Genomic DNA, 17,309 nt, shown 5'->3' with positions numbered 1-17,309 from the left:
GTGGTGATCGCCCAGATCCGGGGCGCGGTCACCGCCGCGCTGGCCGCCGTGGCGACCGGCGCCGCGGCCCGTGGGCCCGCGGCGACCGGCGGCCCACGCGGCTCGGCCCGCCGGAGCGGCCCGAGAGGCCTGGGCGACAGGGCCGGTCTGGCTGACGGGGGTGGCTCGGGCAGAGGCGCGGCGGCGGCGGCGCGCCCGTCCTTCGGGATCGCCGACGGGCCGTTCGCGGCCATGGTGGCCGCCCGGCTGGGCGAGACCGTGGCGGCCGGTGCCGCCGCCGGCTTCCTCGCGCCGCTGCCGGTGGAGCTGCTCGACCGTCCCGAGCTCACCGGGCTGCTGCGTCGGCTGGGGCTGCCCACCCTGGGCGCGTTCGCCGCGCTGCCCGCGCGGGAGGTGTTGGTCCGGTTCGGCCCGGACGGGGCGCTCGCGCACCGGCTCGCCCGCGGCGACGACGAGCGGCTGCCGACGCCGCGGGTGGTCCCGCCGGACCTCGCCGTCGAGACCGAGCTCGACCCGCCGGCCGACAACGTCGACCAGGTCGTCTTCACCGCCCGCCGGCTCGCCGAGGACGCCCACGCCAGGCTGCTGGCCGCGGGGCTGGCCTGCGCCCGAGTCGCGATCGAGGCGGAGACGGAGCACGGCGAGCCGCTGCGCCGGGTCTGGCGGCACGACGGCCCGCTGACCGCCGCCGCGATCACCGACCGGATCCGCTGGCAGCTCGACGGCTGGCTGTCCGCCGCGAACGCCGTCAGCGGGCCGGTTGGGCAGGCCGCCCCAGATGCGGTCACCACTTCCCCGTCGCATCTGGGGCGACCTCCCCAACCGGCCCGGGTCATCCGGATCCGGGTGACCCCACACGACCTGCTCGCCGCCGACGGCCGCCAGCTGGGGCTGTGGGGGGAGCCGGGAGCGGTCGATGGCCGGGTGCGTCGCGCGCTCGACCGGGTGCAGGGGTTGCTCGGGCCGGAGGCGGTCCTCACCGCCGAGGTGCGCGGCGGGCGTGACCCGCTCGCCGCCGTCCGGCTGGTGCCGTGGGGGGAGCCCCGCGGCCCACGCGGCCCGGCCGAGGCGGAGCGGGCCGCCGCCCCCTGGCCCGGCCGGCTGCCCTCGCCGGCGCCGGCCACCGTGCTGACCGAGCCCCGCCCCGCCGAGCTGCTTGATGCCACCGGCGATCCGGTCGTCGTCAGCGGGCGGGCGACGACCACCGGGGCGCCGGCCTGGCTGGCCGTCGAGGGCCGCCCACGGGCCCGGGTCGTCGGCTGGGCCGGGCCGTGGCCGGTCGACGAGCGGTGGTGGGAGCCCACCGCCCGACGCCGGGCCCGGTTCCAGCTGGTCACCGAGGACGGCTCGGCCTGCCTGCTGTTCGTCGAGTCCGGCCGCTGGTGGTGGGAGGCGTCGTACGGGTAGGGACGGCGGGCCGTGTTGGGGTGTATGGGTCGGGAGGTTGCGGTGAGCTGGTGGAATCCGGCGGTTTCGTGGACGGAGCTGGAGCGGCGGATGTCGGGCCGTCCGGCCCGTCCAGGCGGGGGCGAGGACGGGCCGGACGGTGATGGTGGGGACGCGCCGGCGTGGACGCGGCGGCGCGAGCCCTACCGCCCCGCGCCGGAGCTGGTCGCGGCCGCCGTCGCCGCCGCGCGCGGCGGCGACGGCGCGGCGCTGGCGGGCGAACCGTACGCGGAGCTGCACTGCCACTCCGCGTTCAGCTTCCTCGACGGGGCCAGCCAGCCGGAGGATCTCGTCGAGGAAGCCGCCCGGCTGGGGCTGTCCGCGCTGGCTCTCACCGACCACGACGGCATGTACGGGGTGGTCCGGTTCGCGGAGGCGGCGGGTGAGGTGGGCCTGCGGACGCTCTACGGGGTGGAGGTCTCCCTCGACCTGCCTGCCCCGCGCCCAGGCGGCCCCGACCCCGACGGCGAGCACCTGCTCGTGCTGGCCCGCGACCCGGAGGGATACCGGCGGCTGTCCAGGGCCGTGTCCGACGCGCACCTGGCCGGCGGGGAGAAGGGCCGCCCGCTGACCAGCCTGGACGTGCTCGCCGCCGCGGCTGGCGACGGGCACTGGCAGATCCTCACCGGCTGCCGGAAAGGGGCGGTACCGGCCGCGCTGGCCGCAGGCGGGGTCGACGCCGCCCGGGACAGCCTGGACGGGCTGGTCGCCCGGTTCGGCCGGGACAACGTCGCCGTCGAGCTGTGGGACCACGCCCAGCCGCTCGACTCCGCCCGCAACGACGCCCTGTACGAGCTTGCCCAGGAAGCCGGGCTGACCTGCGTCGCCACGAACAACGTCCACTACGCCACCCCGTCGGCGGGCCGGCTCGCCGCGGTGATGGCCGCGATCCGGGCCCGGCGCGCCCTCGACGAGATGGACGGCCACCTGCCCCCGGCCGGCTGCGCGCACCTGCGGTCCGGCGACGAGATGGCCGGCCGGTTCACCCGCTACCCGGGCGCGGTCGCGGCGGCCGCCCGGATCGGTGCCGAATGCTCCTTCGACCTGCGCCTCGTCGCGCCCCGGCTGCCGGACTTCCCGGTGCCGCCCGGGCACACCGAGGCCAGCTGGCTGCGGCTGCTGACCATGCAGGGCGCCGCCCGCCGGTACGGCCCGCCGTGGCGGGAGCGGGCGGTCGGCGCCTACGACCAGCTTTCCCACGAGCTCAACCTGATCGAGTCGCTCGGCTTCTCCGGCTACTTCCTGATCGTCCACGACATCGTCGAGTTCTGCCGCCGAGAGGACATCCTCTGCCAGGGCCGCGGCTCGGCGGCGAACTCGGCGGTCTGCTACGCGCTGGGCATCACCGGCGTCGACGCGGTCCACTTCGGCCTGCTGTTCGAGCGTTTCCTCGCCCCGGAGCGCGACGGCCCGCCCGACATCGACCTGGACATCGAGTCCGGCCGGCGAGAGGAGGTCATCCAGTACGTCTACGGCCGCTACGGCCGGGACCGGGCCGCCCAGGTGGCCAACGTCATCAGCTACCGGTCCCGCTCGGCGGTGCGCGACGTCGCCCGCGCGCTCGGCTTCTCGCCCGGCCAGCAGGACGCCTGGTCCACCGGCATCGACCGCTGGTCCCCGCTGCCCGCCACCACCACGGCACCGGCCATCCCGACCCAGGCGTCAGCCCCGGCACCCCCGGCAGCGGCACCCCCGGCAGCGGCAGCGCCGGCAGCGGCAGCGCCGGCCGGGCCAGCCCCAGCCGCGGCGGTCTCGGCGGCACCGCCCGACCGGGCGGCCGCCAGCCCCGAGCCGCGGGATCGGATCGGGCCGGAGATCCCGGCCGAGGTGGTGGGGCTCGCCGGGCGGCTGCTGGGGTTTCCCCGGCACCTGGGCATCCACTCGGGCGGGATGGTGATCTGTGACCGGCCGGTGGCCGAGGTGGTGCCGGTGGAGTGGGCGCGGATGCCCGGGCGGACCGTCATCCAGTGGGACAAGGACGACTGCGCGACCGCAGGGCTGGTCAAGTTCGACCTGCTGGGCCTGGGCATGCTCGGCATGCTGCACGGCGCGTTCGAGCTGATCCGTGCCCACCACGGCCGCGACCTGGACCTGGGTGAGATCCCGCCGGAGGACATGGCGGTCTACGACATGCTCTGCGCCGCCGACTCCATCGGGGTCTTCCAGGTGGAGAGCCGCGCCCAGATGGCGACCCTGCCCCGGCTGCGCCCGCGCCGCTTCTACGACCTGGTCGTCGAGGTGGCCCTCATCCGGCCCGGCCCGATCCAGGGCGGTTCGGTACATCCCTATATCCGGCGCCGCAACGGCACCGAGGAGGTCACCTACCCGCACCCGCTGCTGGAGCGCTCCCTGAAGAAGACCCTGGGCGTTCCGCTCTTCCAGGAGCAGCTCATGCAGATGGCCATCGACATCGCCGGGTTCTCGGCAGCCGAGGCCGACCAGCTGCGCCGGGCGATGGGCGCCAAGCGGGCGACCGAGCGGATCGACCAGCTGCGCGCCCGCTTCTACGAGGGCATGGCCGCGAACGGAATCGTCGGGGAGACGGCCGACGAGCTGTACACGAAGCTCGCCGCGTTCGCGAACTTCGGCTTCCCGGAGAGCCACTCGGTGAGCTTCGCGTTCCTCGTCTACGCCAGCGCCTGGATCAAGCTCTACTACCCGGCGGCGTTCTGCGCGGCGCTGCTCAACGCCCAGCCGATGGGCTTCTACTCCCCGCAGAGCCTGGTCGCCGATGCCCGCCGCCACGGGGTCACCGTCCACGGCCCCGACCTGAACGTCTCCGCCGCCGCCACCACCCTGGAGAACATCCCCGCCCCCCGCCAGCCCGCGGACGGGGTTCCCGCCGGCCCGGCGAGGCCAGGGGCCCCTGCCGGGCCGGCGATCCGGGAGGTCCGCTGGGATGCCATGGCGCCGACCGGCCCGACCGGCCCGACCAGCCCGCGCGGGGCCGGCGGGGCTGGCGCCGCTGAGTCGATCGCGCAAGGACCCCGGAGAGGCCGGAACCCCGTCGATCCGGCGGGAACCCCGGCAGACCTGGCCCCCCTCGCGACGGCGGCCCCGGCGGCCCTCGCGGCCCCGACGGTGGCGTTGGGGGGTCGGGGCGCCGGCTGGCTGGTGGACACCGACCAGGCGGCCGATCGGTACCCGGCCGTCCGGCTGGGCCTGGCCGGGGTGCGCCTCATCGGCGCGGCGAACGCGGAGAAGATCGTCACCGCCCGGGACGCGGACGGCCCCTTCCGGGATCCGGCCGACCTCGCCCGGCGGACCGGCCTGGCCGCCGCCCAGCTGGAGGCGCTCGCCACCGCCGGCGCGTTCGGCTGCTTCGGGATGGCCCGGCGGGAGGCGCTGTGGGCGGCCGGTGCCGCCGCCCAGGCCCGACCGGGCCGGCTCGAGGGGATGGCCGTCGGTGCCGACCCGGCGGCGGTCGCGGCCTACCTGCCCGGGATGACCGCCGCCGAGGAGGTGGTCGCCGACCTGTGGGCGACCGGGATCACGCCGAGCCGGTACCCGACCGAGTTCGTCCGGGACCGGCTCGACGCGCTCGGAGTGGTCGTCGCCTCGGGGCTGGCCGGGCTCGAGACGGACCGGCGCGTCGTGGTCGCCGGCGTGGTCACCCACCGGCAGCGCCCCGCGACCGCGGGTGGGACCACCTTCCTCAACCTGGAGGACGAGACCGGGCTGGTGAACGTCATCTGCTCGCGGGGGGTCTGGGTCCGCCACCGGACGGTCGCGACCTGCGCGCCCGCGCTGATCGTCAGGGGGAGGCTGGAGAAGGCCGAGGGCGTGGTGAACGTGATCGCCGAGCGTCTGGAACGTCTCCCGATCGCCGTCGCCCGCCGCTCCCGGGACTTCCGGTGAGCCCGGCCGCCGGGGCGCCCACCGCGCGGCGGCCGGACACCGTGGCTGAGTCGCTTCCACTCGATTACCATCGGTTATCTTTGCGGGTGCCGTTGTTACCGAGCGTGGGGGTAGCCGATGTCCCGATGGATAATGACGGTCGCCGGTGTCTCCGTGGGTGGGCTGGTCGTCGGCGTGGTCATCGGGTTCTCCCTTCCTGCCCGATGACGGTCGCCCGCCCGCCCGCCTCCTCGTCGGACCCGCGGCACGCGGCCGTGTGGCGGGCGCTCGAGGACATCCTCGCCGCCGCCGGGCCGGTCGGGCCGGGGCTCACCGTCGTCGACGCCGGCGGGGGCAGCGGCGGCTTCGCCGTGCCGCTCGCGCAGCGCGGGCATCGGGTGACGGTCGTCGACCCGAGCCAGGACGCGCTGGCCGCGCTCGCCAGGCGCGCCGCCGACGCCGGTGTGGCCGACCGGGTGACCGGCAGCCAGGGAGACCTGGCCGAGCTCGCCACCGCCGCCGGCCCGGCCGTCGCCGCCGCCGGCGGCGCCGACCTGCTGCTCTGCCACGCCGTCCTGGACCAGGTCGAGGATCCCGAGCAGGCGCTCGCCGCGGCGGTGCGGGTGCTGCGCCCCGGCGGCTGGCTGAGCCTGCTCGTCGCCGGCCGGGCCGGCGCCGTGCTCGCCAGGGCGCTCGCCGGCAGGTTCGGCGAGGCGGCCCGGGTGCTCACCGACCCGGCGGGCCAGACTGTCCCGGGGGAGCCCATCCGCCGCTTCGACACCGCCGAGGCCATGTCCCTGGTGCGCTCGGCCGGCGCCGAGGTGGTCGCGGTCCACGGTGTGCGGGTGTTCGCCGACCTGGCCGCGGCGCCCCCGCCGGCCCGCGGCGAGGGCGAGCGGGAACCGCCCGCGGCCTGGGCCGACCAGCTCGCCGACCTGGAGGCCGCCGTGTCCACCCGTCCGCCCTACCGTGACCTGGCCGCCCAGCTGCACGTACTCGCCCGCCGCGTCCCGGCCGCGCCATGACCGACAGGAACGCGTCCGACAGGAGCGGGCCCGACGGGAGCCCGCCCGGCGAGACCGCCACCGGCGGGGCCGGATCGGTGGGCAGCGACATCCTGCACGTCGACATGGACGCGTTCTTCGCCGCGGTGACGCTGCTCGCCCGGCCCGAGTTACGCGGCCAGCCGGTGATCATCGGCGGTGGGCCGCGCGGGGTGGTGCTCTCCGCGACCTACGAGGCGCGCGCCTACGGCGTCCACAGCGCCATGCCGATCGCCCGCGCCCGTCGCCTGTGCCCGGCCGCGCTGGTGCTGCCGCCGGAGCGGGACCGCTACCAGGAGGTCTCGCGGCGGGTGATGGCGATCCTGCGGGACGTCACCCCGCTGGTGGCGCCGATGTCCGTGGACGAGGCGTTCCTCGACGTCGCCGGCGCCCGCCGGCTGTTCGGGACTCCCGCCGAGATCGCCAGGATGATCCGCGCCAGGGTGCTCGCCGAGGAGGGGATCACCTGCTCGGTGGGCGTCGCGCCGACGATGTTCGTCGCGAAGATCGCCTCGACCAGATGCAAGCCGGACGGCCTGCTCGTCGTCCCGCCCGGCGAGGTGCTCGCGTTCCTGCACCCGCTGCCGACCTCCGCGCTGTGGGGAGTCGGGCGGGCCACCGAGACGGCGCTCGACCGACTCGGGCTGCGCACCATCGGTGACATCGCCGACTGCCCGCTGCTCACCCTGCGCCACGCCGTCGGCGACGCGGTCGCCCACCACCTGCACGCGCTCGCCCACGGCCGCGACGAGCGCGCCGTCGACCCGGACACGACCGAGGTCAGTATCAGCGCCGAGCACACCCTGCCCGTGGACGTCGCCGAGGTGGACCAGCTCGCGCGTGAGCTGCTGCGGCTGTCCGGCCAGGTGGGCCGCCGGCTGCGGGCACGCGGCCGGGCCGCCCGCACGATCGGGATCAAGGTCCGGTTCGCGGACTTCACGACGGTCACGAGGGCGCGGACGCTGCGTGAGCCCACCGCGGTGAGCCAGGAGATCTACCGAACGGCGCTGGCGCTGCTGCACGAGGCGGGGATCGCGGGGCGGGCCGTCCGGCTTGTCGGCGTCCGAGCCGCGAGCCTCACCGACGCCGCCGACACCGGCCACCAACTCACCTTCGACGAGCGCCCAGCCGGCTGGCCCCAGCTGGACCGGGCCACCGACGCGGCCGGAGCCCGTTTCGGCGCGGGCGCCGTAGCCCCCGCCAGCCTGCTCCTCCGCCAGGTCCAACCGCCACCCGACCCGAAACGCGACAAGCCCTGACCGACGCGATGTTTCTGGTTCGCCCAGAAACGCGCTTCACCCCTCCCAGCGTCGACGCCAGCGCTCCTCGAAGCGCTCGGTGACGCTGGGGCGGGTGCGGCGGCGGGGGGCGCCGGCGCGACGGCCCTGGTCGGGGCCCCGGCCGCTCATGCGGCGCAGGTCGCCGGCGCCGCGGACGGCGGCGGTCAGCATGATCGAAAAGCCGAGGATGCCCAGTACGACGGTCAGTACCGGCAGCTGGCTGAGTACGACGCCGACAATCAGCATCGCGAGCCCGAGGACGAACAACACCGCGTTGCGGCGAATCCGGCGGACCAGATAGGTACGCGGAGTAGCCGAGCGGACAGTGCTCGCAAACTTCGGGTCGTCCTCGACAAGAGCGCGCTCGATCTGCTCGAGCATGCGCTGCTCGTTCTCCGAGAGCGGCATCGACGCTCCTCCCACGGCCGGTAGGACGAACCTAACCAAGGATAGGCATCTGAGGGCGGGCGCGGTAGGCAACCGGCCATCCTAGGTACCCAGCCGTAACACTGAATAGGTACCCCGAGGACGCCGTGGTCCCCGGGTGCGTGCTTCTGGTTCGTAGTTGCGTCCTGCCGGGCTGTCACTGGCCGTTAGGACGGAGCCAGCCGACCCTCGACACCCCTGTGGGGCCAAGCGTAAACAAAACAGTCGGGTGTGGGGTCCCGCAGACAGTCCGAGCCGTGTCTGGATCCCGACCAGGCTGGCCGCGGCTCCCCGGCCAGGCGGCCCGGCGAGGCGCGGCACCCCGACCGCGCCGGATCTTCGCAAGGCCAGCCGGGGCAGGAAGCGGCCAGGTCAGGAGCGGCCGGCGGGCTCGGGCGGCTCCGCGGACTCGTGCTGGGGGGAGAGGTCGGGCGAGGCCGCGGCCGAGTCGGGGGAGCGGCGCTGCCAGGCACGCTCGTCGGCCGCATAGGCGCCCGAACGAGTCAGTCTGCGCAGAACGGACGGCGGGGCGACCTGCGCGACCAGGCGGCGGCCACGGGGCGCGACGGCCAGCAGGGCGTCGATCGCCGTGGTCACGTCGGCTCCGATGGTGCCCGCGCCCCCGCCGAGCGGGGTGCCCGGCGGGGCATAGCGGACCCGCTCCTCGGCCCAGCCGATCCGGCTGAGCGCCGCCCGCGCGGCGACGACCTGCTCGTCCTGCGCCTCCGGCCCCGCCGACAGGTAGGAGGACAGGCGCGCGACCACCATCCGGGGCGAGTCGCTGGGCCGCAGCGGGATGCCGAGGTCCGTCGACACGTCCAGCAGCTCCGCCCAGCCAGCCCGCACCCGCGCGCTCGCCCGCATGGGCTCCTCGCCGACGGCGTCGGCCGTGGCCGCGTCCGCCGCTGGCCCGGCGCGCAGCCGCCGGCGCCGGATCACCCGCCGGGCGATGGCCGGCGCCAGCAGCAGGCCGATGGCGGCGAGCGCGACCAGCAGCCAGATCCCGACCCACAGCACGAGATGGGCCGCGCGGCCCATTCCCGTCCGTGCGCCCGTCTCCTCGCCGGCGCCGAGGGTCGCGGTGGCCGCCGGCTGTTGCCCGGTCTCGCTCTGGTGCTGGTCGGCGGCGGGTGCCCAGGTGTTGTCGCCGAGGCCGCGCAGCTCGCCGATCGGGGTCGGGTTGAAGCTGATCCAGCCCGTGCCGGGCAGCCAGACCTCCGTCCAGGCGTGCTTGTTGCCGTTCTTGTAGAGCAGCGTGCCGTCGGGCTGTGGGACGCCGTAGGCGAAGCCCATCGCGACCCGGGCCGGGATGCCGAGCGACCGGACCATCGCCGTCATCGCCGTCGCGTAGTCGACGCAGAAGCCGCGTTTCGTGCCGAACAGGAAGTTGGCGAGCGTGCCGGCGACGGCGTTTTGGTCGTAGGTGAACGCGGAGCCGCGCAGGTAGCGCTCGATCGCGCTGACCTTGTCGTAGTTGCCCCGGTAACCGCCCGTCACCTGCCGCGCCAGCGACGCGACTCGCGGGTCGAGGGTGGACGGTAGCGCCTTGTCGGCGTCCAGCTCGGCGGGCACCGGTCCGGTGGCGGCCCGCTGGGCGGCCGTCGGCGCCGGGATCCTGGCCTCGACCGTGTAGGTGGCGCCGGCCGCCGACGTGCCGACCGTCGCGTAGAGGGTGCTGGTCGGCTGGTTCAGCCACCAGTCGCCGGCCAGCCCGGTGATCGATGCCGGAACGCCGGGCACCGGCAGGTCGGTCTCGTGGAAGTCGGGATGGACGGCGATCGTCGCGGACACCGTGGTCGTCGCGACGCCCACCGCGGGGCCGGGCAGGCCGGCGGCCACCGACGTGTCGCCGGCGCCGGGCAGCCGCACCGACGTGAAGCGTTCGCCGTCGAACGTGTCCAGCGCGGTCTCCCGCAGGAACACGTCCTTGAAGGCGTTCGGGTCCGCCGTCCGCACGCTCAGCTTCGGCGTGCTGAGATCATCCTGGTGCAGGCTGCCGGCGAGGTCGGCGGTCGAGTGCCCGTCGGGGTTGGCCGGCCGCGGCGCGCTCGCCGGGCCCTCGGTCTGGGTCGTGCCTGGCTGGTCCTGGTCGGGCGCCGGGGTCGCCGACTGGGTCTGACCCGGCGTGGACGCGCCGCCACCGGCGGGACCCTGGCTCGGGTCGGGAGCGTAGTTCGGCGCCGGGGTGGCGCCGTCGGTGCGCGGGGTCGGCTCGAAGGCGATCCAGCCGGTGCCGGGCAGCCAGACCTCCGGCCAGGCGTGCGCGTCGCCGTTGCGGATCAGCCGGCTGCCGTCGGCCTGCCGGACGCCGTCGACGAAGCCGACGGCCACCCGCGCCGGAATCCCCAGCGACCGGACGAGCACCGTCATCGCCGAGGCGAACTGCTCGCAGTAGCCCCGCCTGCTCCCGAAGAGGAACTCGACGAGTGCCCCCGGCTTGTTCGTCGGCGCACCGTTCAGGTCGTAGGTGAAGGTGCCACCGCGGAAGTAGTCCTGGATGGCGCGGACCTTGTCGTAGCTGGTGGCGCGTCCCTGGGTGATCTGCAGCGCGAGCTCGGCGACCCGCGGGTCGAGGCTCTTCGGCAGCGTGACGTCGATGCCGAGGCCCTCCGGCGGCGACCCCGCGGCGGTGAGCTCCTCGGAGGTGGGCGCCGGGGTGGCGGCGGTGACGGTGTAGGTGATGCCGGACGCGTTCGCGTGGGCGGCGAAGATGGTGCCGGTGTCGCGGTCGAGCCGCCAGTCGCCGGTGAGGTCCTTGACCGACGTCGGGAGGCCTGGCACCGGCAGGTAGACATCCGGGTAGCCGGGCCTGATGGAGATCGTCGCGACGGTCTCGGTGGTGGTCAGGCCAGCGGGCGGGCGGGGCAGGCCGTGCTCGATGCGGTCGTCGGTGGTCGCCTCCAGCTGCCGCATGTTGAAGGCGCTGCCGTCGAAGTCGTCCAGCGCCACCTGCCGCAGCCGCAGCGACGCGTCCGGGTCGCTCGGCCGCAGCACCGTCATCACCGGGCGGTCGGGGTTGTCGTGCAGCCGCTGGGTGAGGGTCGCCATCGGCGGGCTCACCTTGGTCTGCGAGCTGCCGGGGCCGTCCCCGCTCGCCGATCCGGTGTCGCGGTTGACCAGGCCGTTGCCGTTCAGCGACGGCGTGATCACCGGGACCAGCACGGCGAGCAGCACGGCGCCGAAGGCGACCCGGCCGGCCAGGCCGCCCAGCAGCAGCTGGGAGCGCCCCTGGCCGTGGGTGGTGACGAGCCGCCCCCACCGCCGCATCACGGAACGCCCGTCGAGTATGAGCAGCGCCAGGAATCCGAACACCCCGACGGTGAACGGCACCACGCCGACGCCGCCGGGCAGCACGGCCGCCGGCACCGCGAACAGGCCCAGCAGCGGCAGCCCGGCCAGCGTCGGCCGGCGGGCGGCGACCGTGAGCAGGTCCACCACCAGCGCGACCAGCGCGACGCCGAGCACGGTCAGCACGACCAGCCCGGGCCGGCTCGGTACCGGCGCGGCCAGCCGGGACATGTCGCCCCGGCCGTCGGACATCAGGTCCGTCAGGCGCGCGAGGCTGGCGCCGTTCGGCACGAAGCCAAGCCAGGCCTCGGTACGCGTGCACAGCCCGGTGAGCGTGAGCAGGAGGCCGGTGAGGCTCAGGACGATGGTGGCGGACGGGCCGAGGCCGATGCGGCGGCCGAAGGCGGCGAGCCCGACGACCACCAGGACGGCGAGCAGCACCGGGCCGAACCACCACCACAGACCGCGGAACAGCGGCGTGAGCGCGAGCGCGCACATCAGCGAGGCGAACGCCCCGACGGCCGTGGGCACCCACTGGCCCTGGGCGCTGGCGTGGCCGGCGCCCACCAGGGTGGCGAGCCGTCCGCCGCGGTTCGTGGCGCCCGGCCGGCCGGCGGCGGGCATGGCAGGCCGAGTCATCGCGGCACCTCGTGTGCGTCACCGGCGCTTTCGCGCCCGTCCCTCGGGAGCACCGCCGGGCCGCCCCGGCTGGGGCGGGGGGTGGCTCCGAGCCAGGGCGCGCCAGACTGGGAGCCGGCGCGCGACCAGCCGGTCCCGTAGCGGACGGCGGGCAGCGACACCCGCGGCCACTCGTCGGCGAGCCGGCTGCCGTGCCCGGTGACGAGCACTCGCCAGCCGGCGCGGCTGAACGCGAGCTCGCAGCCGGCGAGGTCCGTCCTGGCCGCGGCGTCGTTTCCCCAGCGGGTGAGGTCGACGAGCACGGCGACGGCCGGCGCGGAGCGCGGCCGCATCGCGCTGAGGCGGCGGGCCACCTCTGGCGAGGTCTGTCCGAGGACGAGCACCAGCATCCCGCCGTCGCCGGCCGCGATCGCCGTGTACGCCGCCGTCGGGTCGAACGTCGAGACCTGGGTGACCGTCGATAGCTCGTCGAGCAGCGGGTTCACGCTGCCGGCCGTCGCGACGGCCGCGAGCCCGTGATTGGTGACCAGCCGGACGCCGTAGCCACTGCGGGCCAGATGCGCACTGATCGAGCCGGTCGCGCCGACCGCCCACTCGAACGGCGATGCCGGGCCGATGTGGTGGCCCCAGGATCCGAGGTGGTCGTCGAGCAGAACGGTCGCGCCGCCCACCCGTGGCTTCTCCTCCCGGCGCACCATCAGCTCACCGACCCGGGCGGTGGTGCGCCAGTGCACCCGGCGCAGGTCGTCGCCGGACCGGTAGGGCCGAGTGGTCACCTCGTCCTCGCCGTGCAGCGCGGAGCGCCGCAGTGTCGAGACCGCGGCGTGCGGCTCCGGGCGGGCTCCGGGCAGCAGCTCGATCGTCGGCGTCACGACCAGCTCGTCACGGCTGCGGAAGGCGCGGGTCAGCTCGCAGAACCCGAACGGGTCGGCGAGGCGGATCGACATCGGGCCCAGCTGGTAGCGCCCGCGGTGCGTGGCGCGCAGCTCGTAGGACAGGTCCCGGGTGCCGCCTGGCTCGATCCGGTCGAGGACGAAGCGGGCCTGGGCGCCGAGCGCGTCGGGCACCCGGTCCTCGACGAGCAGCACCGACGTGGGCAGCCGGCTCATGTTGTCCAGCCGGACGTGCACCCGCGCGGCCCGGCCGGCGGCGACCCGAGGGGGGTCGATCCGGCGGGTGCAGGCGAGCCGGTAGCGCGTCCGGGAGACGAACACGGCGGCCGACAGCGGCAGCAGCAGGAGAAGTACGGCCACCCGCAGCAGGTCCTGCTCGCCGAGCACCAGCGCGGAGATGGCGCAGGCGCCGCCCGCGGCCAGGAACGAACGGCCGCGGACGGTCAGTCCGCGCAGGGCGGCGGCGAGGTCGCGCACCGCGTGGCCGTCAGTGCCCGCGTCGCGGCGGCCTGGCGGCCGGGCCGGGACGGGGGATCGGCGTGCGGGCGACGATGTCGGAGAGCAGCCGCGCGGCGATGTCGACGACCGGGTCGCCGGACATCGCCAGCTCCGGGCGCAGCAGCAGCCGGTGGGCGAGCACGGGCACCAGCAACGCCTGCACGTCGTCGGGCAGGACGAACGACCGGCGGTCGAGCGCGGCGGCGGACCTGGCTGTCCGGATCAGGTGCAGCGCCGCGCGCGGGGAGGCACCGAGCATGATCTCCGGGTGGCGGCGGGTAGCGCCCACCAGCTCGACGACGTACTGGCGGACCTCGTCGGCGACGTGCACCCCGCGCACCAGGGCGCTCATCTTGGCGATCTCGGCGGCGGAGGTGACCGGGACGACGTCGGCCAGCGGCTCGGTGTTGCCGTGGTTGTCGAGCATCGCGAACTCGGCGGCGGGTGACGGGTAGCCCATCGAGATCCGGGCGGTGAAGCGGTCGCGCTGCGCCTCCGGCAACGGCCGGGTGCCCTCCATCTCCACCGGGTTCTGGGTGGCGATCACCATGAACGGCGACTCGAGCCGGTAGCTGACCCCGTCGACGGTGACCTGCTGCTCCTCCATGCACTCCAGCAGCGCGGACTGGGCCTTCGGCTCGGCCCGGTTGATCTCGTCGCCGACGACGATGTTCGCGAACACCGGGCCGGGCCGGAACTCGAAGTCGCGGGTGCCCTGGTTGTAGACGCTCACGCCGGTGACGTCGCCGGGCAGCAGGTCGGGGGTGAACTGGATGCGGCGCACCCGGGCGTCGATCGAGCGGGCGAGCGCCTTGGCCAGCATCGTCTTGCCGACGCCGGGCACGTCCTCGATGAGCAGATGGCCCTCGGCCAGCAGCACGACGAGCGCCGCCCTGATCGCCTCGGGCTTGCCGTCGATCACCGCGGCCACCGAATGCTGGATCCGGTCGGCGACATCGGCGAGCTGGCCGAGATCGCCCGCGGGGTCACGCCAGTGCAGGACTCCTGGCTCCGTCGCCACGTAGGCCCTCCTCCGGGATCAGCGGATCGGTCCGGCCCCCGGCGGGAGCTCTCCATTCCCGAGTGTGACATCCCAACCGGCGATCCTTGCGTGCAAGGGCGTCAAACCACCACCTGGGGGAGGGGGTCGCGCGCCGGTACGCGGCGGCGTGATGCGCCGTAGTGACGCCAGTGGCCCGCGACCGCCGGGTGCGGGCCGAGTGGCATCGGCCGTTCGATCCCCGTCTGTTCGCGGGTCTCGGCCCCCGCCCGCGAGCGTTCCACCAGCGCGTCGCCGGCACGTCATCGTGGGTTCGCCGCCCGGGTCGACGCCCCGCCGTCGGCGCATCGGTCGGACGCCACCGGTGTGCGTTGGCCTCCTCCGGTCCTCGTTCCGCCGGCCGTCGACGTGGCCGGCGTGTCCAAGGCTCGCCGGCCGTCCCGCGCGGCTCCGCGGAGGCGGCCTTCGCCTATCACGGAGCCCGGGCGATGCCTGTGCGGCCTATCAGCGACGGTGATGGCCCGTGACCGGATTGCGCCGCCTTTACGTACGCCGAATTGGCGCACTTCTTGGCGCACGGGACGTCGGTGGTCCCGGGAACCGGCGGGCGTACGGAACGACGTCTCGCAGCCGTGTGGGAGCAGTGGGGGAAGCCACCTCTTCGGGGTGTCGCGGGGGTGCTGGGTGGGGGATAGTGGGGTACAGTGGCGCGCAGTGGGGGGACGGCGACGGACTGATGGCCTGTTTGCGGGACCGATGAGCGGGATCTGTGGGGAGACCGTCGGCCGCGGCGCATGACCCCGCGCTGGTGAGCGAGGAGGGGCGCCGTGTTTCTCGGTAGCCACTCCCCGCGCCTGGACGACAAGGGCCGGCTCACGCTGCCCGCGAAGTTCCGGGAGGAGTTGGAAGGAGGACTCGTGATTACCAAAGGGCAGGAACGCTGTCTTTATGTGTTCCCCTTGGCCGAGTTCTCCAGAATCAGCGAGTCGCTGCGTACCGCGCCGGTTACGGCCAAGTCGTTGCGCGACTACAGCCGAGTCTTCTTCTCCTCCGCCAGCGACGACATCCCCGACAAGCAGGGCCGGATCAACATCCCATCGGCACTGCGCGAGTACGCCGGGCTGACCCGCGACTGCGTCGTCAACGGCGCGAACACCCGGGTCGAGATCTGGGACGCGCAGCGGTGGACGGCCTACCTGACCGAGCAGGAGGAGAGCTTCGCGCAGCTGTCCGAGGAGGTGCTGCCCGGCGTCATCTAGCGCTCCAGGGCGACGCGACGCCCGGGAACGCACGTACCACCGAGCCCCACACGTACCACCGAGCCCCAGGAGTACCCGGGAACCTCCGGGCGCTCTCCGCGGCCCGCGGCCTCGAACCCGCGGCGGGCCAGGCTTGCCGGCGAGGGCCCGGCCCGGTGACCCGACAGGGTGGCCCCGCCCTCCGCACGGCCAGCGGAACCAAGCGCAACCACCAGCAACTGGAACAGACGGCCGTCGCGTGTCGAGTTCTCCCCCCGCCTGCCTCCGGGCGCCACTTCCCCGGCGCCCGGCGGCCCGGCGGGGCGGGACCTGGGCGCACGCCGCGTCCGCTCGTTCCTCCCGCGGGCGCGCCGCCGTCGGCGCGTGCCCACCGGCCCCGGCCCTCCACCGGCTGGATGCCGACGTGGGCGGGCCCGTGCGTAAGTACCCGTTCGCCTGGCGCTTCGGCCGAGAGGGACCGGCGCGGGAAGGGCCCAGTCGAGAGGGGCGGCGAGCGGTGCAGGCCAGCCACATCCCGGTCCTGCTGGACCGGGTCAGCGCGCTGCTCACCCCGGCGTTGGGCCAGCCCGGCGCCGTCGCCGTCGACGCCACCCTCGGCCTCGGCGGGCACGCCGAGGCATTGCTGCGCGAGCTGCCCGAGCTTCGGCTGGTCGGCCTGGACCGTGACCCGCAGGCGCTGGCCGCCAGCCGCGACCGGCTCGACTTCGCCGCCGGGCGGGTGGAGTTCGCGCACGCGGTCTACGACGAGCTGCCGGACGTGCTGGACGGCCTGGGCATCCGGACCGTGCAGGCGGTGCTGTTCGACCTCGGCGTCTCCTCACTGCAACTGGACACCGACGACCGCGGCTTCGCCTACTCGCGGGACGCCCCGCTGGACATGCGGATGGACCCGACGGGCCCGCGCACAGCCGCCGACATCCTCAACACCTACGACGAGGCGTCGCTCGCCCGGGTGCTGCGCCGCTACGGCGAGGAGCCGTTCGCCCGGCGGATCGCCGCCGCCGTGGTGGCCGAGCGGGCCAGGAGCCCGTTCACCACCTCGGCCCGGCTCGCCGAGCTGGTGCGCGCGGCGATCCCGGCGGCGGCGCGGCGGACCGGCGGGAACCCGGCCAAGCGCACGTTCCAGGCGCTGCGCATCGAGGTCAACGCCGAGCTGGAGGTGCTGGACCGGGCCCTGCCCGCCTCGCTCGACCGGCTCGCGGTGGGCGGGCGGATCGCCGTGCTCGCCTACCACTCACTGGAGGACCGGATGGTCAAGCGGGCGCTGGCCGAGGTCATCACGACGAAGGCGCCGCCGGACCTGCCGGTGGTGCCCGCCGGCGCCGAGCCGACCTTTCGCCTGCTCACCCGCGGGTCGCAGGCCGCGTCCGAGGCGGAGGTGACGGCCAACCCGCGGGCGGCGTCCGCTCGGCTGCGGGCCGCCGAGCGGGTCCGCCCGCCGGCCGACACCGACAGAACGGGAGGCCAAGTGGGCCGAAGGAGGCGCGAAAATCTTCCGCCTTCGCGCCTCCGGCCGCCCTCGTCGCCAGAAGGATCCAGGGGAGGAACACCATGACCGCCGCGCCGAGCGACGAGCAGCTGCCGATGTCGGCCGGCGCGACCGCGCTGGCGCCGCAGCCGGCGGCCCCGACTCCGGCGCCGCGTTCACCCCGCCAGCCACCAGCCCGCCAGCAGCGGCCCCGCCGCGCCGGCCCGCCGAC

General features: G+C 75.2%; 10 protein-coding genes. 6 read left to right on the top strand and 4 right to left on the bottom strand.

Annotation, left to right across the window (positions count from 1 at the left end):
• The 4 genes from FRCN3DRAFT_RS0227150 to dinB form a co-directional block, all read left to right on the top strand.
• A partial coding sequence (locus tag FRCN3DRAFT_RS0227150) for a DNA polymerase Y subunit UmuC family protein (protein WP_198536042.1) occupies window positions 1-1,407 on the top strand: 1,407 nt, incomplete at its 5' end.
• 90 nt (window positions 1,408-1,497) lie between these two features.
• Entirely contained in the window at window positions 1,498-5,304 is a 3,807-nt protein-coding gene (locus FRCN3DRAFT_RS51940) for an error-prone DNA polymerase (RefSeq protein ID WP_084174321.1), read from the top strand.
• Between the two features lie 203 nt (window positions 5,305-5,507).
• Window positions 5,508-6,308: a methyltransferase domain-containing protein gene (locus FRCN3DRAFT_RS0227140; protein WP_007519219.1), complete on the top strand. Its 801-nt coding sequence runs from the start codon at window positions 5,508-5,510 to the stop codon at window positions 6,306-6,308.
• Entirely contained in the window at window positions 6,305-7,585 is a 1,281-nt protein-coding gene (gene dinB, locus FRCN3DRAFT_RS0227135) for a DNA polymerase IV (RefSeq protein ID WP_007519221.1), read from the top strand. The genes FRCN3DRAFT_RS0227140 and dinB overlap by 4 nt, the downstream gene beginning before the upstream one ends.
• 36 nt (window positions 7,586-7,621) lie before the next feature.
• Here dinB and FRCN3DRAFT_RS0227130 read toward each other — a convergent pair whose 3' ends face one another.
• The 4 genes from FRCN3DRAFT_RS0227130 to FRCN3DRAFT_RS0227115 form a co-directional block, all read right to left on the bottom strand.
• Entirely contained in the window at window positions 7,622-8,014 is a 393-nt protein-coding gene (locus tag FRCN3DRAFT_RS0227130) for a DUF3040 domain-containing protein (protein ID WP_007519222.1), read from the bottom strand.
• 390 nt (window positions 8,015-8,404) lie between these two features.
• Window positions 8,405-11,959 (bottom strand): transglutaminaseTgpA domain-containing protein, encoded by a 3,555-nt coding sequence (locus FRCN3DRAFT_RS0227125; RefSeq protein WP_007519224.1) that lies wholly within the window; start codon window positions 11,957-11,959, stop codon window positions 8,405-8,407.
• Window positions 11,956-13,329 (bottom strand): DUF58 domain-containing protein, encoded by a 1,374-nt coding sequence (locus FRCN3DRAFT_RS0227120; RefSeq protein ID WP_007519226.1) that lies wholly within the window; start codon window positions 13,327-13,329, stop codon window positions 11,956-11,958. Before FRCN3DRAFT_RS0227120 ends, FRCN3DRAFT_RS0227125 begins: the two co-directional genes overlap by 4 nt.
• 10 nt (window positions 13,330-13,339) lie before the next feature.
• Window positions 13,340-14,371 (bottom strand): AAA family ATPase, encoded by a 1,032-nt coding sequence (locus FRCN3DRAFT_RS0227115; protein WP_007519227.1) that lies wholly within the window; start codon window positions 14,369-14,371, stop codon window positions 13,340-13,342.
• 806 nt (window positions 14,372-15,177) lie between these two features.
• Between FRCN3DRAFT_RS0227115 and mraZ the strand changes: the two genes are divergently transcribed.
• Together mraZ and rsmH are read left to right on the top strand one after the other, a co-directional pair.
• The gene (gene mraZ / locus FRCN3DRAFT_RS0227110; protein WP_007519229.1) at window positions 15,178-15,609 is read left to right on the top strand and encodes a division/cell wall cluster transcriptional repressor MraZ; all 432 of its coding nucleotides are present in this window, start codon (window positions 15,178-15,180) and stop codon (window positions 15,607-15,609) included.
• Window positions 15,610-16,105: 496 nt separating this feature from the next.
• Window positions 16,106-17,164: a 16S rRNA (cytosine(1402)-N(4))-methyltransferase RsmH gene (rsmH, locus tag FRCN3DRAFT_RS0227105; protein WP_007519231.1), complete on the top strand. Its 1,059-nt coding sequence runs from the start codon at window positions 16,106-16,108 to the stop codon at window positions 17,162-17,164.
• Window positions 17,165-17,309 lie beyond the last annotated feature (145 nt).

The sequence above is a fragment of the Pseudofrankia saprophytica genome (assembly GCF_000235425.2).
In the GTDB taxonomy this organism is placed as follows: Bacteria; Actinomycetota; Actinomycetes; order Frankiales; family Frankiaceae; genus Pseudofrankia; species Pseudofrankia saprophytica.
The sequence above is the reverse complement of the archived record's forward strand: the minus strand, read 5'-3'. Positions and strand labels throughout refer to the sequence as shown.